The 20,176-nt window shown below is 68.9% G+C and carries 20 protein-coding genes and 2 tRNA genes; 11 read left to right on the forward strand and 11 right to left on the reverse strand.

Going from position 1 to position 20,176, the window contains the following annotated elements; genetic code table 11:
• Positions 1 to 2: 2 nt before the first annotated feature.
• The 5 genes from FBY40_RS10595 (at position 3) to FBY40_RS10615 (ending at position 4,819) form a co-directional block, all read left to right on the forward strand.
• Entirely contained in the window at positions 3 to 1,196 is a 1,194-nt protein-coding gene (locus tag FBY40_RS10595; RefSeq protein ID WP_141938570.1) for a PucR family transcriptional regulator, read from the forward strand.
• 94 nt (positions 1,197 to 1,290) lie between these two features.
• Positions 1,291 to 2,205, forward strand: a complete 915-nt coding sequence (locus FBY40_RS10600; protein WP_141938572.1) for an ACP S-malonyltransferase — start codon at positions 1,291 to 1,293, stop codon at positions 2,203 to 2,205.
• Entirely contained in the window at positions 2,202 to 3,203 is a 1,002-nt protein-coding gene (locus FBY40_RS10605; RefSeq protein WP_141938574.1) for a beta-ketoacyl-ACP synthase III, read from the forward strand. The genes FBY40_RS10600 and FBY40_RS10605 overlap by 4 nt, the downstream gene beginning before the upstream one ends.
• A gap of 68 nt (positions 3,204 to 3,271) precedes the next feature.
• Positions 3,272 to 3,520, forward strand: coding sequence for an acyl carrier protein (locus tag FBY40_RS10610; RefSeq protein WP_124293295.1), 249 nt, complete (start codon positions 3,272 to 3,274; stop codon positions 3,518 to 3,520).
• A gap of 60 nt (positions 3,521 to 3,580) precedes the next feature.
• Positions 3,581 to 4,819: a beta-ketoacyl-[acyl-carrier-protein] synthase family protein gene (locus FBY40_RS10615; RefSeq protein ID WP_141938576.1), complete on the forward strand. Its 1,239-nt coding sequence runs from the start codon at positions 3,581 to 3,583 to the stop codon at positions 4,817 to 4,819.
• Positions 4,820 to 4,974: 155 nt separating this feature from the next.
• Here the strand turns inward: FBY40_RS10615 and FBY40_RS10620 are convergent, their stop codons facing one another.
• Positions 4,975 to 5,478: a DUF3145 domain-containing protein gene (locus tag FBY40_RS10620; protein WP_141938578.1), complete on the reverse strand. Its 504-nt coding sequence runs from the start codon at positions 5,476 to 5,478 to the stop codon at positions 4,975 to 4,977.
• Between the two features lie 179 nt (positions 5,479 to 5,657).
• Entirely contained in the window at positions 5,658 to 6,431 is a 774-nt protein-coding gene (locus FBY40_RS10625; RefSeq protein WP_141938580.1) for a hypothetical protein, read from the reverse strand.
• Positions 6,432 to 6,583: 152 nt separating this feature from the next.
• Here FBY40_RS10625 and FBY40_RS10630 point away from each other — a divergent pair, with 152 nt between their 5' ends.
• Entirely contained in the window at positions 6,584 to 8,602 is a 2,019-nt protein-coding gene (locus FBY40_RS10630; protein ID WP_141938582.1) for a DUF262 domain-containing protein, read from the forward strand.
• Positions 8,603 to 8,637: 35 nt separating this feature from the next.
• Positions 8,638 to 8,714, forward strand: a tRNA-Ile gene (locus FBY40_RS10635).
• Positions 8,715 to 8,730: 16 nt separating this feature from the next.
• Here the strand turns inward: FBY40_RS10635 and FBY40_RS10640 are convergent.
• On the reverse strand, positions 8,731 to 9,810 hold the full coding sequence (locus FBY40_RS10640) for a DMT family transporter (protein ID WP_235014784.1): 1,080 nt from the start codon (positions 9,808 to 9,810) through the stop codon (positions 8,731 to 8,733).
• A gap of 42 nt (positions 9,811 to 9,852) precedes the next feature.
• Here FBY40_RS10640 and def point away from each other — a divergent pair, with 42 nt between their 5' ends.
• Both def and FBY40_RS10650 read left to right on the forward strand, forming a co-directional pair.
• Entirely contained in the window at positions 9,853 to 10,419 is a 567-nt protein-coding gene (def, locus tag FBY40_RS10645; RefSeq protein WP_141938584.1) for a peptide deformylase, read from the forward strand.
• Positions 10,420 to 10,688: 269 nt separating this feature from the next.
• Positions 10,689 to 11,066, forward strand: coding sequence for a VOC family protein (locus tag FBY40_RS10650; protein ID WP_141938585.1), 378 nt, complete (start codon positions 10,689 to 10,691; stop codon positions 11,064 to 11,066).
• 55 nt (positions 11,067 to 11,121) lie between these two features.
• On the opposite strand, the gene FBY40_RS10655 is transcribed toward FBY40_RS10650, so the two are convergent.
• The 5 genes from FBY40_RS10655 to dusB form a co-directional block, all read right to left on the reverse strand.
• Positions 11,122 to 11,194 (reverse strand) — tRNA-Asn (locus tag FBY40_RS10655).
• Positions 11,195 to 11,276: 82 nt separating this feature from the next.
• Positions 11,277 to 12,062 (reverse strand): ATP-binding cassette domain-containing protein, encoded by a 786-nt coding sequence (locus FBY40_RS10660; RefSeq protein WP_141938586.1) that lies wholly within the window; start codon positions 12,060 to 12,062, stop codon positions 11,277 to 11,279.
• A gap of 43 nt (positions 12,063 to 12,105) precedes the next feature.
• Positions 12,106 to 14,019 carry a DNA primase gene (gene dnaG / locus FBY40_RS10665; RefSeq protein ID WP_141938587.1) on the reverse strand — a complete coding sequence of 638 codons (1,914 nt, stop codon included), beginning with the start codon at positions 14,017 to 14,019 and terminating at the stop codon, positions 12,106 to 12,108.
• Positions 14,019 to 15,362, reverse strand: a complete 1,344-nt coding sequence (locus FBY40_RS10670; RefSeq protein ID WP_141940134.1) for a deoxyguanosinetriphosphate triphosphohydrolase — start codon at positions 15,360 to 15,362, stop codon at positions 14,019 to 14,021. Before FBY40_RS10670 ends, dnaG begins: the two co-directional genes overlap by 1 nt.
• Before the next feature lie 61 nt (positions 15,363 to 15,423).
• Positions 15,424 to 16,590: a tRNA dihydrouridine synthase DusB gene (gene dusB, locus FBY40_RS10675; RefSeq protein ID WP_141938588.1), complete on the reverse strand. Its 1,167-nt coding sequence runs from the start codon at positions 16,588 to 16,590 to the stop codon at positions 15,424 to 15,426.
• Positions 16,591 to 16,647: 57 nt separating this feature from the next.
• Between dusB and FBY40_RS10680 the strand changes: the two genes are divergently transcribed.
• Positions 16,648 to 17,154, forward strand: coding sequence for a glutathione peroxidase (locus FBY40_RS10680; protein WP_141938589.1), 507 nt, complete (start codon positions 16,648 to 16,650; stop codon positions 17,152 to 17,154).
• Between the two features lie 21 nt (positions 17,155 to 17,175).
• On the opposite strand, the gene FBY40_RS10685 is transcribed toward FBY40_RS10680, so the two are convergent.
• The 3 genes from FBY40_RS10685 to recO are packed head-to-tail and all read right to left on the reverse strand — an operon-like array spanning position 17,176 to position 19,453.
• Entirely contained in the window at positions 17,176 to 17,871 is a 696-nt protein-coding gene (locus FBY40_RS10685) for a DsbA family oxidoreductase (RefSeq protein WP_141938590.1), read from the reverse strand.
• Positions 17,872 to 17,900: 29 nt separating this feature from the next.
• Positions 17,901 to 18,728 (reverse strand): isoprenyl transferase, encoded by an 828-nt coding sequence (locus tag FBY40_RS10690; RefSeq protein WP_141938591.1) that lies wholly within the window; start codon positions 18,726 to 18,728, stop codon positions 17,901 to 17,903.
• A complete protein-coding gene (gene recO / locus FBY40_RS10695) occupies positions 18,725 to 19,453 on the reverse strand; it encodes a DNA repair protein RecO (protein WP_124293308.1) in 729 nt (242 codons plus the stop codon). The genes FBY40_RS10690 and recO overlap by 4 nt, the downstream gene beginning before the upstream one ends.
• Positions 19,454 to 19,489: 36 nt before the next feature.
• On the opposite strand from recO, the gene FBY40_RS10700 reads away from it, so the two are divergent.
• Positions 19,490 to 20,176, forward strand: coding sequence for a trimeric intracellular cation channel family protein (locus tag FBY40_RS10700; protein ID WP_124293309.1), 687 nt, complete (start codon positions 19,490 to 19,492; stop codon positions 20,174 to 20,176).

Here is a 20,176-nt window from a genome sequence, read left to right on the forward strand (position 1 = left end):
CGATGGACAAGGCCGAAACGCTCGCCTGGCTCCGACGTATCTCAGGCGACCTCGCCACGGCCACGATCCAGCGTCTCGAGGATTCGCTGCCCTGGTATGCCGAGATGCCGCCGGCTCGTCGGTCGGCGGTGGGTCTGGTCGCGCAGGCGGGTATCAGCTCCTTCATCCAGTGGTACGACGACCCCGGGTCCACTCCGTGGATCGCCGCGGACATCTTCGCGGCCGCGCCTCGTGAGCTTCTGCGGAGTGTGTCGCTGACGCAGACGCTGCAGCTCATCCGCGTCACCGTCGAGGTGACCGAGGAGCGGGTGGCGGGGAAGGACGAGAACCTCCGCGAGGCGATCCTGCTGTACTCGCGCGAGGTTGCCTTCGCCGCCGCAGACGTCTACGCCCGTGCCGCCGAGGCGCGCGGGCTGTGGGACGCGCGCCTGGAGGCGCTGGTTGTGGACTCGATCCTCACCGGCGAGGCCGACGAGGAGCTGCCGAGCCGTATCGCGGCGCTCGGCTGGCACGGACACGGCGAGGTGGCGGTGCTCGTGGGCACCACTCCCCCGCAGTTCGATGTCGATCAGTTGCGGCGCACCGCGCGCAAGCTCGGCGTCGACGTGCTGATCGGCGTCCAGGGTTCGCGCCTCGTCCTGGTCGTCGGTCGCGCCGACGCACCGCGCGGAGAGGAAACCCCCACCGACCTGCCGTTCGACGAGATCGCCCGGCGCCTCGAACCGGGCTTCGGAACGGGCTACCTCGTGCTCGGACCCGCCGTGCCTGCTCTCGTCGAGGCCAGCCAGAGCGCGCGTGCCGCCCTCGCCGGCTTCGCGGTCGCCCGTGCCTGGCGCCATGCGCCCCGCCCCGTCGAGGCCGATGACCTGCTCCCCGAGCGGGCTCTCGCCGGGGATCCGCTGGCGAAGCAGACGCTGGTGGAGCGGATCTACCGCCCTCTGCAGAATCACAGCTCCGACCTCGTGACGACGCTGTGGAGCTACCTCGACAACGGCCGCTCGCTCGAGGCGACCGCGCGGGAGCTCTTCGTGCACCCGAACACCGTCCGCTACCGACTCAAACGGGTATCGGAGGTCATCGGTTGGGATGCCACCGGTCCGCGCGAGGCTCTCATTCTGCAGACGGCGCTGGTCCTCGGATCGATCGGGACGGATGCCACTCGCCGCCGCTCTCCTGGCCCGAGGCGGGCCGGATGACGATGCCTCTCCTGTGCGAAACAAACAAAGCCTCGCGCGATTTCTGTGTTGCGACCTCCAGAAGGTGCCGCAGGATCATTGAAAGGATGGAACCGTGATCATCGCCGTCTTCCCCGGACAGGGCTCGCAGACGCCGGGATTCCTCGCCCCGTGGCTGGAGATCCCGGGTGCCCGCGAAACCCTCGAGGTCTATTCCGACGCAGCCGGCGTCGATCTCGTCGCCGCGGGCACGGAGTGGGACGCCGACCGCATCCGCGACACCCAGGTGGCCCAGCCGCTCATCGTCGCAGCCGGGCTCCTGGCCTGGGGCGAGTTGGGCAGGCCGCGTCAGGTGGCGGGAGTGGCCGGGCACTCGGTCGGAGAGTTCACCGCCGCGGCCGCCGCGGCGATCCTCCCCGACGCCGAGGTGCTGCGCCTGGTCGGCGTGCGCGGTCGGGCGATGGCGGATGCCGCAGCGCAGGCCGACACCGGAATGAGCGCCGTGATCGGCGGTGACGAGGCGGCGGTGCTCGAGCGGCTGGCGTCGCTCGGACTGACACCGGCCAACCACAACGGCGCCGGACAGATCGTCGCCGCCGGAGCCCGCGCGGACCTCGACCGCCTCGCAGCCGAGCCCGTCGCCGGCACCCGCGTCATCCCGCTCCAGGTGGCGGGCGCGTTCCACACCGACTACATGGCACCCGCCGTGGCGACCCTTCGCGACGCGGCAGCCGAGACCGTGGGTGGCGACCCCCTCCGCACCATCTGGACGAACCGCGACGGCTCCGCGGTGGCGACGGGACGCGCGTTCATCGATCTGCTCGTCGAGCAGGTCGCCTCACCCGTGCGCTGGGACCTGTGCATGGCGAGCTTCGCTGCCGCCGGTGTCACCGGCATCATCGAACTCACCCCGGCGGGCACGCTCACCGGGCTCGCAAAACGTGCGCTCCGCGGCATCCCGACCGTCGCCGTGAAGACCCCGGACGACCTCGCGGCCGCCGTCGAGCTCTGGGAAGGATCGGCGGCATGACCATCTCCCTGCGTCAGCCCACGGGTGCGGCCCATACGCGCATCTACGCCTACGGTGCCGCGCGCGGCGAGCTCGCGGTCCCGAACGACGATCTGGTCGGGCCGATCGACTCCAGCGACGAGTGGATCCGCCAGCGCACCGGAATCGTCACCCGTATGCGGGCCGGAGCCGACACCGACGCCATCGACCTGGCCACGGAGGCCACCCAAGAGGCGATCGAGCGTTCCGGTGTCGAGCCGAGCGCTGTCGATCTGGTGATCTGCGCGACGATCAGCAACCCCAAGCAGACGCCGTCGGTATCGGCGATCGTCGCCGATCGCGTGGGCGCCAATCCCGCCGCCGCCTACGACGTCAACGCCGCATGCGCCGGCTTCGCGTACGGCGTGGCTCAGGCCGACGCCCTGATCCGGGCCGGCGCCGCGCACTACGCCGTCGTGGTGGGCACCGAGAAGCTCAGCGACGTCGTCGATCCGGCTGATCGCAGCATCTCCTTCCTGCTCGGCGACGGTGCCGGCGCCGTCGTGGTCGGGCCGAGCGACACGCCCGGCATCGGTCCGACCGTCTGGGGGTCCGACGGCTCCAAGTCCGATGCGGTCGGGATGAACCACACGCTGACGGATTTCCGGGACGGGAAGGCGCCCTGGCCGACCCTGCGTCAGGAAGGTCCCACCGTCTTCCGCTGGGCGGTGTGGGAGATGGTCAAGGTCGCGCGCGAGGCACTGGAGGCGGCCGGTGTCGAGCCATCCGATCTCGCCGCCTTCGTCCCGCACCAGGCGAACATGCGCATCATCGACGAATTCGCCAAGCAGTTGAAGCTTCCCGACACGGTCGTGATCGGTCGTGATATCGAGACGACCGGCAACACGTCAGCCGCGTCGATCCCGCTCGCCACGCATCGTCTGCTGCAAGAGCATCCCGAGCTCAGCGGAGGACTGGCTCTGCAGATCGGGTTCGGCGCCGGACTCGTCTTCGGCGCGCAGGTGATCGTGCTCCCGTGAGCGCGGGACGCACGACCCTAAACTGAACGGGGCCCGACCGGGCTTCCCCCGAGAAAACAGGAGAAACCATGGCATTCACCAACGACGAGGTCCTCGCCGGGCTCGCTGAGCTCATCACCGACGAGACCGGCATCTCGGCCGACGAGGTAGCCCTGGAGAAGTCGTTCACCGACGACCTCGACATCGACTCGATCTCGATGATGACGATCGTCGTCAACGCCGAGGAGAAGTTCGGCGTGACGATCCCCGACGACGAGGTGAAGAACCTCAAGACCGTCGGCGACGCCGTCACCTACATCACGTCGAACCAGGCGTAGCGCCCTCCGGTGGGGGCCCTCGGCCCCCACCGGCACGACACACCGAGGAATCACCTACGCATGAGCACGTCACGCATCGTCGTCACCGGAATCGGCGCCTCCTCTCCCATCGGCGCGACCGCGCCCGAGAGCTGGGAGGCGCTGCTCGCCGGGGCTTCCGGAACCCGGACCCTCGAGCACGAGTGGGTCGAGCAGTACCAGCTGCCCGTCACCTTCGCCGCGCAGGCCAAGGTGCGTCCCGACACCGTTCTCGAGCGTCCCGTCGCCAAGCGGCTCGACCCGGCGTCGCAGTTCGCCATGGTCGCGGCGATGGAGGCGTGGGAGGACGCCGGACGACCCGACGTCGCCCCCGAGCGACTGGGCATCGATTTCGCCACGGGCATCGGCGGCGTCTGGACGCTGCTGGATGCCTGGGACACCCTTCGTGAGAAGGGTCCGCGTCGCGTCATGCCGATGACCGTCCCGATGCTCATGCCCAACGCGGCGGCGGGCAACCTCTCACTGCACTTCGGCGCGCGGGCCTTCGCCCGCACGGTGGCCAGTGCCTGCGCGTCGAGTACCGAGTCGATCGTCAACGCCGTGGAGCATCTGCGCGCGGGCCTGGCCGACGTCGTGATCGCCGGGGGCACGGAGTCGGCGATCCACCCGATCACGATCGCCTCCTTCGCCTCGATGCAGGCGCTTTCGCGCCGCAACGACGACCCCGCGACCGCGTCTCGTCCCTGCAGCGTGGACCGTGACGGATTCGTCATGGGGGAAGGTGCCGGCGTCCTCATCCTCGAGACCGAGGAACACGCCCGTGCCCGCGGCGCGAAGATCTACGCCGCCGTCGTCGGTGGCGGCGTCACGGCGGATTCGTATCACATCACGGCGAACGACCCCGAAGGAGTGGGGGCGTCCCGGGCCGTGCGGATGGCGCTGGAGATGGCGGACGCCTCGCCCGATGACGTCACACACGTCAACGCGCACGCCACCTCGACGCCCGTCGGCGATCCGAACGAGTACACCGCGCTCAAGACGGTCTTCGGCGACCGGATCGACGAGATCCCCGTGTCAGCCACGAAGGCGTCGACGGGCCACCTCCTCGGCGGCACCGGTGCCCTCGAGGCGATCTTCACGGTTCTGGCTCTTCGCGAACGCGTCGCCCCGCCCACCATCAACATCACGACGCAGGATCCGCAGGTTCCCTTCCGCATCTCGGGCGAGCGCATGACGCTCGGACAGGGCGACCAGCTCGCCATCAGCAACTCGTTCGGATTCGGCGGGCACAACGCCGTGGCCGCGTTCGCGAGCGTCTGAGCCTGCGCGTCCCTCCACGGCAGAGGCCCCCGACCTCGGTCGGGGGCCTCACCTGTCTCCGTGCGTCGATTCGCGGTCCCCGTTCCCGGGAGTGAGCACCGATCACCGGTAATGGCGCCTCGCGCACGGGATACGTCCGTCAGGTCATGGGGCGGTCATCCCACCTTGTGCAGCCACACGACGGATGCCTCGTCGCCGGCGTGACGGAAGGGTTCGAGTTCGTCGTCCCACGCCGCGCCCAGCGCGACATTCAGTTCACGCTGCAGCTCCTGGGCGTCACCGGCGGCAATCTCCATCGCGTAGCGGAGTCGATCCTCTCCGATGACGATGTTGCCTGCGGCATCCGTCTGGGCGTAGTGGATGCCGAGTCCCGGAGTGTGGATCCACCGGCCCCCGTCGCTGCGCGGCGTGGGGTCCTCGGAGACTTCGAAACGGAGGTGCTCCCAGCCGCGGATCGCCGTGGCCAATGCGGCGCCCGTGCCCGCGGGACCCTCCCAGTAGAACTCCGCGCGCCGACTTCCCGCCAGCACGGGTTGGTCGGCCCACTCGAAGGTGACGGGTCGACCGAGAGCGCGGCCGACCGCCCACTCGAGGTGGGGGCACAACGCGCGTGGCGCGGAGTGGATGTAGATCACTCCACGCGCAGTGGTTGTCGCCATGATGACTCCGTTTCTCCAGGTACGTCTTCCCCTACGACCTGCGAAACGTGTGCTCCGGCGTGTTCGGTTGTGCGGCCATTATCACCCGAGGATCATCGGAATCACAAGCATGTAATTCCGACACGCCGAAGGCCCCGGCGCACGCGCGTCCCGGGGCCTTCGGAGAGGAGTTCGGCGCCTCAGGCCTCGCTCATGGCCAGCTTCTCCTGCTGGCCCTTCGCGGCGTAGTAGGCCGCGCGGGCGGCGTCGCGGCGCGCCTGCTCGACCTGCCCGGCCTCGAGGACGTCCTGCGGCACGTCGACGATCTCGGCGTGGGGAACGCCGTTGTACTTCGCGATGTAGGCGTCCAGCTCGGGGCCCGACTCCCAGGACGTGATGAGGCAGTAGCGCGGCTCGCTGCCGAGGTGGGTGGCGGCGTGCCACAGACGCTGGGTGTCGATGATCAGCTGAGCGCCGGCCGGCAACGCGATCCGCACCTCACCCTGGGGGTCGGTGCGGTTCTCCCGCAGGACGAAGAAGCTGTCCTTGTCGTCGGTGAGATTGAAGAACCCGCGGACGACCCATCCGGTGCCGTCGGGGTTGAGACGGTTGTTGTCGTCCTGGTGCAGGTTGTACAGGCAGTCGGCGTAGGAGTTCGGCTGCAGCTCGATAATGCGGCAGCGACCCACATTCGCGCCCGGTTCGAGGGCTCGCTCGGTGAGGGTGGGCGCGATCGCCGTCTGGGAATCGATCCAGACCCCGTCCTTGTCGGTGCGCGGCGGCTTGTGGTTCCAGAAGCCGTTGCACTCGATCTCGCCCTTCGCCGACGCCAGCGGTGCGAACCGGGTGTCGCCGGAGGACTTCCAGTCGACGTACTCGAGGTCGAGCCACTCCCTGGGATCGATCTCCTTGCCGTAGCTGTCCAGCACCACGTAGCCGGTCTCTTCGAGAGCAGCTGACTTGATGTAACCCATAGCGTTATGCCCTTTCGTAGGTGGCCAGCACGTTTTAACAGGCCAACTAAGGCAAGCCTACCTCCGGCAGGCGCGGGAGCCCGGGGAGCCGAGACCGGTTCATTAGACTCGACGCGGTCTGCCCCTGTCATCCCGAGGAGAGAACCGCCCCGATGGTCACCGCCACGAATGTCGATGCCACCGCCGTCAACACGCTGCGGTGGCTCGCCTCCGGCGACCGCACGATCGTCGTCCCGGTCTACCAGCGGCAGTACCGGTGGGACATCGGCAACTGCGAGCAGCTGCTCGCTGACATCCGAGCCGTCGCCGACCTCGACGATCGTCACATGCACTTCATCGGCTCCGTCCTGTCCGCGGTCTCGGACGACGAGCTCGTGCTCATCGACGGTCAGCAGCGCATCACGACTCTCATGCTTCTGGTGGCGGCGCTGCATCACGCCGTGGGCGATAACGACCCCGCACTCTCGACGGAGCTTCAGGCCGTCCTTCTTCGTGAGGGTGAGCCGGGCGAAGGGCCTCGGACGACGCTGCGCCCTCACCGGGCATGGGCTGATGTCTTCCGCTCGGTGATCCTCGGCAACGACGCCGATCCGGCCGTGCGGGAGTCGCGTTTCGCCGACAATTACGCCTTCTTCCGCAGCCAGGTGTCACCCGATGAAGCACCGCACATCTGGCGAGGACTGCAGAAGCTCGAACACGTCGCGATCAGCCTCGGAGCGGGCGCCAACGCACAGCAGATCTTCGAGAGCCTGAACTCGACGGGAGAGCCACTGCGCGACCACGAGCTCATCCACAACTACGTGCTGATGGGCCTCTCTCACGCCGAGCAGGTGCGCATCGAGGAGGAGTACTGGCTGCCCATCGAGCAGGCGACCGGCGAGAGCATCGCCGCATTCTGGGAGCAGTACCTCGTCATGCGGACGGGTCGTGAGACCGAGGATGCCGCGGGCCGGGGCGTCTACGACGTCTTCCGCCACGAGTTCCCCCGTCTCGAACCCGGTGCGCTGGACGCCCACGCGTCGGAGTGGCGGGAGTACGCCGAGATCCACCGCATCCTGAGAGAACCCGAGCGCGAAGCCGACGAGGACGTGTCGCGGAGGCTGGCCGGGGTGGGTGTCTTCGGCCCCATCGCGTTCCCGCTCGTCATGCGGGCGTACCGACGCTTCCGCGGCGGTGATCTCTCGCGAGAGGGGCTCCTCAACCTGCTGCGGCAGGTGGAATCGCTTCTGCTTCGGCGCACGGTCGTGGGGATCGGCACCGACCGGATCGTCGCGCGTCTGTGCCGCGCCGAGCACGAGGGTGCCCAGGCGCTCAGCAGAGCCATGGCCCGCATCACACCGAGCGATGAGCGTGTGTCTGTCGCGCTGAAGTACTCCGATCTCCCCCACCCGCACTACGTCCTGACCCGGCTGTTCGACGTCGATGCGCGCGCCGCCTGGGACATCGATCACATCGTGCCGCTCGCACCGGGAGAAGCCTGGAGCGGCGACGGAGTCCGCAGCTGGGTCGAGTACTCCGAGGACGAGCAGAACAGCCATCGCGCCCTCGCGCGCACCCTGGGGAATCTGGCGCTCCTCGAAGAGCGACTGGGGATGCAGGTCTTCGACGCGCCATTCCCGGTCAAGCGCACCGGGTACGCCCGGTCCGCGGTGGACGCGACGGCGGCGCTGGCGGCTCAGGAGGGGTGGAGCACGAAGGAGATCTCTGACCGCTCCGCCGCATTGACCGCGCGGTTCGTGCGCGTATGGCCCCGGGACGCGCTCAGCGGTATCGACGATGACGGCCTGACCCCGGTGCTGGACGCCGTCCGCCGTCGCGGCTGGCCGCGAGGCTGGGAACGCGAGTGGGATTACGTCGAGTACCGCGGTGAGCACTGGGAGGTCAAGGACGTCCGCTACCTCTTCCACCGCGTCTTCGCGCGGCTGTGGGCCGATGCGCGTGACGCGGTCGTCGCATACAGTGCGCGCCGAGGAGGTCCGGTCTACCCCGAGCGGGCGTGGACCGGTCAGTGGGACGCACTGGATGCGGATCATCACCTCTATCTCGGGTGGGATTCCAGCTACATGCTCAGCGCCGTCCAGGGCGTGCTCGCGGAGGCGGGCATCGCGGAGGAGGTCTTCGTGAAGTACTCCTACATCGGAGCGGTGATGTCCACCGGCGTGCGACGCTGAGGAGCAGTGTTTCCGGCCGCTAGGCTCGGATGCGAGGGGCGGTGGCCAAGCTGGTCAAGGCAGCGGGCTCATAACCCGACGATCGTGGGTTCAAGTCCCACCCGCCCTACCAATGACCCCGACGAGGATCAGCGGCGTGGATCGTCGCGGTCGCGCACCGGCGGCTCAGGCCAGACCTTCGCAACAGCCTCCGTGACGCGGATCGATCCGGTGGTGGGTCCGGCGACGGTGCCGTCGCCGTCCGAGCCCCGCTGGATGGGGATCTCCTTGCTGTCACTGACGATCTGCGGGTGGTAGCGGGCAAGCTGGAACACCCCCCACACCGCGATGACGCCCGCGATCAGGAAGCCGATGTTGGCCCAGAGCGGCGCGGTCGCGGCCTCACCGAGGACGATGAGGCCGATGAGGATCGCCACGATGGGGTCGATCACCGTGAGGCCTGCGATGACGAGGTCGGGCGGACCGGACGAGTACGCGGTCTGCACGAAGTACGCGCCGATCCCCGTTCCGATCAGCAGCGCGATGAGGCAGAGCAGCGTCAGCCACTCGAAGTTCTGATTCTGGATCCGCACGATGATGACCTTCGCCAACGTCGCGACGAATCCGTAGATCACCCCAGCGGCCATGATGTAGAACAGTGCGCCCATCCGCTTGCGCAACCACACCCACAGACCCGCGAAGGCGACGGTGACTCCGGCGAGGATGAGGAGGATCGTGATGAGCTGCCCGTCGGAGATGGGCGATTCGGTGGCGAAGAGCGCGGCGATTGTGACGAAGATGAAGATGCCGCCGACACAGGCGGCGATGGCGATGAGCGAACGCCTCGTCGGCTTGTGTCCGCTGATCCGGGCGTTCAACAGGGTGGTGATCACCAGAGCGATCGCGCCGAGCGGCTGGACGACGATGAGCGGTGCGAACGAGAGGGCGGCGAGTTGGCAGGCGATCGCCAGCCCCAGCATCATCGTTCCGATCACCCACGATGGCCGCGACAGCAGGCGCAGCAGCTGACCGCCGCTGAGACCGCCCGCCCCTCCGGCGCCGCTCATCTGTTCGACTTTGGCGACGCCGCGGTGCTGGTACTGCGCGCCGAAGGACATGAACACCGCGCCGAGCAACGCCAGAGGAATGCCGATCAGCAGTCCTGGATTCTGGAACACACCGACGAGGACCTCGCCGACATCCTCCAGTTGTACGTCTGCGCTCAGCACCCCTCGACCATACCCGCCGAGTCGCGTCGATAGGCTCGAGACATGGCCGTTCGACCGATTCGCATCATGGGAGACCCGGTGCTCCACGCCCCCGCCGCCCCCGTGGAGGAGATCACCGACGAGATTCGGTCACTCGTCACCGACATGTTCGAGACGATGGACGCGGCCCCCGGCGTGGGTCTCGCAGCCCCTCAGGTCGGGGTGCCTCTGCGCATCTTCACCTACTCGTACGAGGACGACGAGGGTCTCCCCTGGCGCGGAGTGGTCATCAACCCCGAACTGTGGATGCTGCCGACCGTGCCTGGCGAGCCCGACCCCGACGAGGAGTCGGAAGGCTGCCTGTCGTTCCCTGGCGAGCGGTTCCCGCTTCGCCGTTCGGATCGAGTTCGTGTGACGGGGAACGACCTCGAGGGGCGGCCGGTCTCGCTGGACGTGGACGGGTGGCGCGCGCGCATCCTGCAGCACGAATTCGACCACCTCGACGGCGTCCTCTACATCGACAGGCTCGACGACGGGGAATGGAAGACCGTCCAGAAGATCGCGCGTAAGCGCGGCTGGGGTCGTTCCGGCTCGGCATGGATGCCGGGCGTCGACGATCTCGACGCCTGAGATCGGCACCGGGTCGCCGGGAGGCGCCTCCGGGCCCGACGCTGCGACCCGTCAGGAAATGTCGTCCGCCGGCCTTCTGAGCAGCATCCATCGACGGCTCGCGGCCGGTGACGGGCGTGTCTGGGGTCGTCCCGGCTCGGCGTGGATGCCGGAGGTTGGGGGCGGTCCTCGGTCGGGCGGTCCTCGCTGCGCACGGGGGCATTTCGCGCCGGCAGAAGCAGGAGTACCGTCGCGCGGGAAGGGCAAGAGAGAAAGAAGGTGAGGGCACCATGTTCGAAGACGCGCACGGCGTCGCAGTCATCGCCGCGTCGGATCTGGCTCGCGCGCGTGGGTTCTACGAGGGCGTGCTCGGGTTGACCCCGGTGACGGAGCCGTCCGAGGAGGAGGTGTTCTATCGACTCGGGCAGACGCAGGTGCTCGTGTATCGGACGGGCTTCGCGGGTACCGCGAAGAACACCGTCTTCGCCGTCGAGACACCGCACCTGGACAGGGATATGGCCTCGCTCCGGGAGCGCGGGGTGACGTTCGAGGACTACGACTTCCCCGGCCTGACCACGGTCGACGGTGTGGCCGATCTGGCGACGGAGAGGGCCGCGTGGTTCACGGATACGGAGGGGAACGTCCTGGCGCTCAGCGAAAGGAAGTGAGGCCGACCCCGCATGCGAAGAAACGGCCCGGGGGTGGAGCCCCGGGCCGTTTGCGCTCCCCCACTTGGACTCGAACCAAGAACCTATCGGTTAACAGCCGATTGCTCTGCCAATTGAGCTATGGAGGAATGTCCCCTCGCCGCGGCGCGGGCAACCCGACCATGCTAGCAAACGTCGAGGGGTCCCCGTGACACCGGACGGCGAGTGATCTCAGGAGGCAGCACGCCGCCGGTCGTCGGCGCCTCCGGGTGTCCAGAGGAGATCGTCGAGGTGCCGGCCGGTGGCGACCGGGTGGCCTCCGCGGAGGACGAGAACCTGCGCGTCGAGTTCGCGTGCCACGTCCTCTTCGTTCGTCACGATGACACTGGCCATCCCGGCGTCGTCCCGACGACGCCGGATGGCGTCATGCGCCGCACGCCGCACTTCGACGTCCATGTTGGCGAAGGGTTCGTCAGCCAGGAGCACTTTCGGCTGCAGCATGAGAGCTCGTGCGAACGCCACGCGCTGGCGCATTCCTGCGCTGAGTTCGTAGGGGTACTTCGCCGCGGCCCCCAGCGGCAGCATCATCTCGTCGAGCAGTGCGGCGACCCGGATCGACAACGCCCGTTGATTGACGCGGCGATCGCGGCTCGTCACCGGTTCGGCGATGGTCTCGGAAACCGTCAGCCGCGCGGGGAGTTTCGCCCCGGCGCCCTGTGGCAGGAAGCCGGCCACATAGGTCAGAACGCGATGCTTGCGCCCTGGGCGGCGAACCGAGATGCCCTCGACCACCGCGTCTCCGCCGACCACACCGAGATCGGCCGGGGCGAACCCCGCGAGCGTCATCAGGAGGCTGGACTTCCCCGCGCCGGTCGGTCCCATGACCGCCAGTGTGCGGGCTCGCGGCAGCTGGAACGACACGCCCTCGACCACCCGGAGGGCGCCGGGACGGGGGTTCCACGCCAGGGACAGATCACGGCTGTGGATCGCGACGTCATCGTCTCGTGGCGGGGCCATAGCCCCATCATGCCTGGTCACCGGGGTGCGGGCGACCGAGCCTTCAGCTTTCGGCCGTGACGACCTGTCGATCGTGGTCGAGTTCGCGCAGGCGCAGACGGACCGCCCGCCCCTCTTCGGACTCCGGAGCCACCCGCTGGATGGCGCGGAGCAGCTCCCGCTTCTCCTCTTCGATACCGCGCAGGACGACGCGACGGGCGAGATCGGCCGTGGAGGCGACGGCGGCGTCGTCGGTCAGCGCGGGGAAGGCGCGGGTCAGAAGCTCGGCGGCGAGCGACCGGTAGGGCTCCCGCACCTCCGACACCGCATCCGCCGCCCACCCCATCCGATCCATGTCCGGGACGATCGCGAGGGTCTGCCGGACGGCTTCGAGTGCGGGTACCCGGAAGGGCTGCGCCAACGCGCGGCTGCGAAGTGCCGCGTCGATCCGATGTCCGAACTGCAGGAAGCCCGTGAGGGCGTCGCGCTCGAGGGCGGTGTCGGCTGTGCGAGGCAAGGTCGCCACGCTCGGACGGACGTGCTGGTCCTCCCCTGCCGGAGGAGGATCCTCGACGGGACGACCGCCGCGCCCACCCGCGCGGTCCGCATCGCCGTCGCGCGGGTTCTTGTTCCGCGGCTCACCGGCGTGATCGCGCGCGGCGCCGCGCGCCGCACGTTCGACGGCGGCCGAGACCTCCCCCAGGTCGAGCCCGAGCCGGCGGGCGAGGACACGGGTGTAGCCCGGACGCAGGGACGGGTCGCGAATCTCCGCCACGATCGGCGCCGCGGCTCCGAGCGCACCTGCGCGCCCCTCCACGGACGCGAGGTCGAACCCCGCCAACCGCTGGTCGATCACGAACTCGAACATGGGCGCCTTGTGGTCCATGAGGGCGCGCACCGCGGCATCCCCCTTCGACATGCGGAGATCGCACGGGTCCAGGCCCTCGGGTGCGACCGCGACGTACGTCTGCGCGGCGAACCGCTTCTCGTCGCCGAAGGCGCGCAGCGCCGCCTTCTGGCCCGCGGCGTCGGGATCGAAGGTGAAGACCACCTCGCCGGCCGCGCTGTCATCACCCATCACGCGACGCAGCACCGTGATGTGATCGGTTCCGAACGCGGTGCCGCAGGTGGCGACGGCGGTGGTGACCCCCGCGAGGTGGCAGGCCATCACATCGGTGTAGCCCTCCACCACCACCACGCGGTGATCGCGCGAGATGTCGCGCTTGGCGAGGTCGAGCCCGTAGAGCACCTGCGCCTTGCGGTAGATCGGGGTCTCCGGGGTGTTGAGGTACTTCGGTCCGCCATCGTCCTCGTAGAGCTTCCGCGCCCCGAAGCCGATCACCTGGCCGGTGACGTCGCGAATGGGCCAGACCAGGCGACCGCGGAATCTGTCGTACACACCGCGCTGACCCTGCGAGACCAACCCCGCAGTCGTGAGTTCCTCTCGGCTGAACCCCTGGGCGGTCAGGTGGTCCATCAGGTGCGACCACCCCCGCGGCGCGTACCCCACGCCGAAGTGCGCGGCCGCGCCGGCGTCGAAGCCGCGCTCTCCGAGGAAGGTGCGTGCCGCGGCGGCGTCCGGAGTGACGAGCTGGGAGCGGAAGTACTCCCCCGCCGCCGCGTTGGCCGCATAGAGCCGGCTGCGTCCGGTCGTCTCGGGCGCAGCACCGCCGTCCTCGTAGTGGAGCGCGTACCCGATCCGTCCGGCGAGACGTTCGACCGCCTCGGTGAATGACACGTGGTCCATCTTCCGGAGGAAGGTGTAGACGTCCCCCGACTCGCCGCACCCGAAGCAGTGGTAGAAGCCGACCTGGGGGCGGACGTGGAAGCTGGGGCTGCGCTCGTCGTGGAAGGGGCACAGGCCTTTCAGCGACCCGACGCCCGCGGATTTCAGAGCCACGCGTTCGCCGATGATGTCACCGATGTTCGTGCGGGCCTTCACTTCCTCCACGTCGGCCTGACGGATGCGACCCGCCATCAGTGCGACACCGATTCCGCCGTCGGACGTCGCGAGCCGGGAGCCCAGATTCCGAGCGCGGCGGCGTCGATCTCACCCACCAGGCGCGTGTGCCAGGCGATGGCGAGCTGATCGGTGAGGCTCGCCACCTGATCGACGATGACCCGTCGACGCGCGCTCTCCGTCTCAGCGGAGACGAAGTCCTCTGCGTGCATGGCGTCGAGGTGCGCCGGCTCGTCCCACAGCGCCGTTGCGAGGCGCTTGAGCGCGCGACGCTGCTCTTTGTACAGCGTCTTCCGCCCGTCGATCGAGACCACCGTCGCACCGATGATGCCCTTGAGGACCGCCATCTCCGCTTCGATGACACGCGGCACGACGACGTGGGCGCGGTATCGGGTGAGGACAGAGGCGTCGTACGCATCGCGGGTGGCGGTCGTCGCCGCACGGGCGAAACGACCGATGAGATCCGAGGTCAGGTTCTTCAGCCGGGCAAGATCCTGGCGTGTGCCGCGGAACTCGATGATCCATTCCGGAAGGCGCATCAGCCGATAGAGCGCATCGGCCAGCTCGTCGCGGGCGAAGTCGAACCCCACCCAGGTCTGGACGGCCGTGAGGAGATGCTCGTGCTCGGCGGGGTCGGCAAGGCGGGCGGGGTCGAGGTAACCGTTGACGACGGCGTCCTCGAAGTCGTGGACCGAGTAGGCGATGTCGTCGGAGAGGTCCATGACCTCGGCCTCGATGCACCGCACCCGCCCCGGGGCGCCCTCGCGCATCCAGCGGAAAACCGGCTCGTCATCCGGGTAGACGCCGAACTTCAGCCGACCGCCGGGATCGGGCACCGGATGGTCGGCGGTCCACGGATACTTGCACGTCGCGTCGAGGCTCGCGCGGGTGAGATTCAGTCCGACGCTCCGGCCGGCGGGGTCGAACACTTTCGGTTCGAGTCGCGAGAGGATGCGGAGGGTCTGCGCATTGCCTTCGAAGCCGCCGATGTCGTCGGCCCAGTCGTTGAGCGCGCGCTCTCCGTTGTGACCGAAGGGCGGATGCCCGAGGTCATGGCTGAGGCACGCGGTGTCGACCACATCGGGCGAGAGCCGGAGAGCGGTTGCGAGCTCGCGCCCGACCTGGGCGACCTCGAGCGAGTGCGTCAGGCGGTTGCGTGCGAAATCCGCGGGGCTGGCCGGGCTCAGCACCTGCGTCTTCGCTGCCAGCCGACGCAATGCCGCGGAGTGGAGCACGCGGGCGCGATCCCGTGCGAAGTCATCGCGCTGGGACCGATGGGTCTCGGTGTGGAAGCGCTCGGCGTCACCGTCGTCATAGCCGCTCGGTCGACCGGGTGCCACGCCGAGTCCTGCTCCGCCGATCCACGCTGTGGAGGAGCCGTGACCGGCCGCGCCCTCGCTCGCCGGGAATGCCGCCACCGGGTCAGCCACCGCTGTGATCGAGTTCGGCCTCGGCGAGGGCGGTGGAGGCGTCGGCTCCGATGTCGCGGGAGTCGAGCCATCCGTCCGGAAGCGCGGGCCGCTTGGGCGTGCCGGCGCGGCCGCGCTGGCCCTCGGCGGGTGCGCCCGGGTACGGGGCGTCGAGGTCGAGGGTGGCGAGGAGTTCGTCGATCTCCGCGAGCGTGGACACCGTCGCCAGCCGAGCCCGGGTGTCACCCCCCACCGGGTAACCCTTGAAATACCACGCGACGTGCTTGCGGATGTCGCGGCACCCTCGACCCTCGTCGTCGAAGAACTCCACGAGCAGTTCGGCGTGCCGTCGGAAGGCGCGTGCGACGAACGCGAGGGTGGCGTCGACAGGCTCTCCGGCGGCGCTCCCGTCCCTGCCCAGGGCGCGGGCGAGATCGCCGAACAGCCAGGGGCGACCGAGGCACCCGCGGCCGACGACGACCCCGTCGCATCCGGTCTCCGACATCATGCGCACCGCGTCCTCGGCAGACCAGATGTCGCCGTTCCCGAGAACCGGGATGCTGGTGACGGCCTCCTTCAGCGCCGAGATCGCCGCCCAGTCGGCTGTGCCGGAATAGAACTGCGATGCCGTCCGCGCGTGGAGGGCGACGGCCGAGATGCCGGCGTCCTCGGCGATCCGGCCTGCGTCGAGGTACGTCAGGTGATCGTCGTCGATGCCCTTGCGCATCTTGACCGTGACCGGGATGTCTCCCCCGGCGCGTGCCGCACGGGTGACGATGTCGCGGAACAGGTCGCGCTTCCAGGGAAGCGCCGCGCCCCCGCCTTTGCGCGTGACCTTCGGCACCGGGCAGCCGAAGTTCAGGTCGATGTGGTCGGCACGGTCCTCTTCGACGAGGAGCCTCACGGCGGCTTCGACCGTGGTGGGGTCGACGCCGTACAACTGGATCGAACGCGGGACCTCGGACTCGTGGTGGGTGATCAGACGCATCGTGGTCGCGTTGCGCTCCACCAGCGCGCGCGAGGTGATCATCTCGCTGACGTAAAGGCCGGCACCGTACTCACGGCAGAGACGGCGGAAGGCGGTGTTGGTGATACCGGCCATCGGCGCGAGCACGACCGGTGCGTCCAGGGTCAGCGGACCGATCCGAAGGGTCGGGGCTGGGGCGACAGCGAGTGACACCTCTGTATTCTCCCATCCTCGCGGCCGGGGTCGCGAAAGCGGATTTAGCCTGGGGATATGACCTCCGAAGCCACCCTCACCGATCTGCGTTCCATCCCGTTCACGACCGCCGACGGCGGCACGTCGACGCTCGGCGATTACGCCGACCAGGTCGTGCTGGTCGTCAACGTCGCCTCCCGCTGCGGCCTGGCACCGCAGTACGAGCAGCTCGAGGAGCTCCAGCGCACGTACGGCGACCGGGGCTTCATCGTGCTCGGCTTCCCCTGCAACCAATTCATGGGGCAGGAGCCGGGATCGATGGAGGAGATCATCGAGTATTGCGCCACGACCTGGGGCGTGACCTTTCCGATCCAGGAGAAGGTGAAGGTCAACGGCAACGGCGCGGCGCCGGTGTACAAGGCACTCAAGCGCGCCAAGGACCTCGAGGGCAAGAAGGGCCCGATCATCTGGAATTTTGAGAAATTCCTCATCACCCCCTCGGGCCAGGTGCACCGCTTCCGGCCGAACGTCAAGCCCGACGACCCCGCGATCGTTTCGGTGATCGAGGAGAACCTCCCCCGCTGACCTCCGGCCGGCGGCCCGGTCTCAGCCGGCGCTCGCGGCGGGTTCGGCCTCGGCCGTCGTACGACGCTCCGACCACACCTGACGCAGGATCTGCGCGAAGGCCTCAGGCGGCTGGGCCCCGGAGACGCCGTACGTGCCGTCGATCACGTAGAACGGCACCCCGGAGATGCCGTATGCCTGCGCCTGCGCCTGGTCGCGGCGCACCTCCAGCTTGAATCGATCCGTGGCGACGACCTCGCGGGCCGCGTCGGCGTCGAGACCGGCGTCCCCGGCGAGCCGCACGAGCTCGTCGTCCGTGCCGATGTGCCGGCCTTCAGTGAAGTACGCCGACATCAGCCGTTCGACCAGCTCCAGCTGCCGGCCGTTCTCCTTGGCGAAGTGCAGCAGCCGGTGGGCCTTGCCGGTGTTGGCATGGTGGAGGAGATCGTAGCGGTACGCCAGTCCCGATCCCTTGGCGACCTCGGTCACGCGGTCGATCATCTGCTGGGCCTCGTCGCGGCTCACACCCTTGCGCTCGGCGAGGTAATCCACCTCGCTGCCGTCGTAGTCCGGCGGAGTGTCGGGGGCGAGCTCGTAGGAGTGGTACACGATCTCGACCTCAGGCGCGTCGTCGTCGGCCAGGGTCTGGGCGAGGCCCGCTTCGAGGTTGCGCTTGCCGATGTAGCACCAGGGGCAGGCGATGTCGCTCCATACATCGAGCCGGAGGGGTTCAGTCATACCGACCACAACCATCCCCGGCAGCCTCGCTATTCCTGCGGATCGTGATCGGCGATGTCGGATGTCGGCTGATCGACCGCCCCGCCGAAGCGGCGGTCGCGGTCGAGATACAGATCGATCGCGCGCCAGAGGTCGGCGCGGGAGAAATCCGGCCACAGGGTGTCGAGGAAGACGAACTCGGCGTAGGCCGACTCCCACAGCAGGAAGTTCGAGGTCCGCTGTTCGCCGCTGGAGCGGATGAACAGGTCGACGTCGGGCATGTCGGGCTGGTAGAGGTGGCGGCGGATCACCTTCTCGTTGATCGCCGACGGGCGCATCCGCCCGGCAGCGACCTCGCCGGCGATGGCGCGCATGGCGTCGACCAACTCGATGCGGCCGCCGTAGTTGATGCACATGGTGAGGGTCAGGACGTCATTGCCGGCCGTCAGTCTCTCGGCGAACTGCAGCTCCTTGATCACCGAGGTCCACAGCCGGGGCTTCCGGCCCGCCCAGCGGATCCGCACACCCCACTCGTTGAGCTGGTCGCGGCGCCGGTGCAGCACATCCCGGTTGTACCCCATGAGGAAGCGGACCTCATCGGGCGACCGGGCCCAGTTCTCGGTCGAGAACGCGTAAACGCTCAGGTGCCGCACGCCGGCCTGGATGGCGCCGGCGACGACGTCCAGCAGCACTTCCTCGCCCGCTTTGTGCCCTTCTACCCGGGTGAGGCCCTGACGGTTGGCCCAGCGGCCGTTCCCGTCCATGACGATCGCGACGTGGCGCGGCACGGCGCCCGGGAACGCCGGCGGGTGGACGCCGGTCCAATCGAGCGGACGATAGGGTACGGCGTCGCGATGCGTATAGGGCTTCGGGGTCACCGGACCGCCTCCACATGCTGGAGCGAGCGGATCCCGCGTTCGAGGTGCCACTGTGCGTACGCGGCGATGAGCCCGGACGCCGCACCCGCGGAGTGCGGGGTGGATGCGTCGACGATCTCCCACTCCCCCGCCATGAGCGCGGTGAGCAGTCCGATCGTGGCTGGATCGATGTGCGCTGCACCGGTGGGGGCGCAGGCTGCGCACACGACACCCCCGAGCTGAGCGACGAACTGGTCGTGCGGCGCAGGCGCGCCGCAGCGTGCGCATTCACCCAGGCCCGGTGCCCAGCCGGCGAGGGCCATCGCCCGCAGGAGGTACGAATCCAGGATGCTGCGCGCGGCGTGATCCCCCCGCGCGAGCGCACGCAGACCCCCGACGAGCAGCAGGTAATGCGGTGTGGCGGCCTCGGCGTCATTCAGCCGATCGGCGGCCTCCACCATCGCGTGGGCGGCGGTGTAACGGTCGTAGTGCTGGGAGATCTCGGCGCCGTAGGAGCCGAGAGACTCGGCCTGCTGCACGATGTCGAGGGAACGGCCGCGGGAGAACTGCACATCGGCGACCATGAACGGCTCGAGACGGGCGCCGAGACGGGAGGAGGTGCGACGCACGCCCTTCGCGACCGCGCGGATCTTGCCGCTGCGGCGGCCGAGGGCGGTGACGATACGGTCCGCCTCCCCCAGCTTGTGGGTGCGCAGGACCACGACCTCGTCGCGATAGGTGGGCACACTCGATTATCGCGTCCGTCGGGCCAGAATGGACGCGTGGACGAGCCGCTCTTCGTGATTCCGCTGTGGGCAGACCTGACCGCGGTCGGGCTCGGTGGCATCCAGGGGGCGCTGTTCGCATCCGGCTTCCGCGGTCAACGACGCCTGGACTTCCTCGGTGTGGCCATCATCGGCGTCGTGCTGGGGATGGGCGGCGGGCTCATCCGCGACCTGCTGCTGAACACCACCCCGGTGACCCTCCAGAGCAACTGGTATCTCATCACCGCCACCGTCGCGGCCCTGGTCGGCATGCTGCTGTCGGGCGTCTTCGCACGCCTGAACGCCGTCATCGTCGGTCTGGACGCACTCTCGATGGGACTCTTCGGCGCGTTCGGCACGAGCAAGGCCCTCGCGCTCGGGCTCCCCGTCGTCCCCGCGGTGTTCGTCGGCGTCTGCGCCGCGGTGGGCGGCGGCATCCTCCGCGACATGCTGATGGGCGTGCCGATCGCGATCATGCACGTCGGATCGCTCTACGCGGTCGCCGCAGCGGTCGGGTGCTCCGTCCTCGCCGTGGTGCACGCCTTCGGCGCGTCGCTCGCCGTGGCAGCGATCATCGGGATCGCGGTGACGGCCGTCATCCGCCTCCTCGCCGTGATCTTCGACATCTCCCTGCCCGAACAGCGGGCGCTCTACCGCCGCAAGGTCGCGGTGGAGACCACCGGGATCCCGATCATCAAGCCCTGA

The sequence above is a fragment of the Microbacterium sp. SLBN-154 genome (assembly GCF_006715565.1).
Classification (GTDB): domain Bacteria; phylum Actinomycetota; class Actinomycetes; order Actinomycetales; family Microbacteriaceae; genus Microbacterium.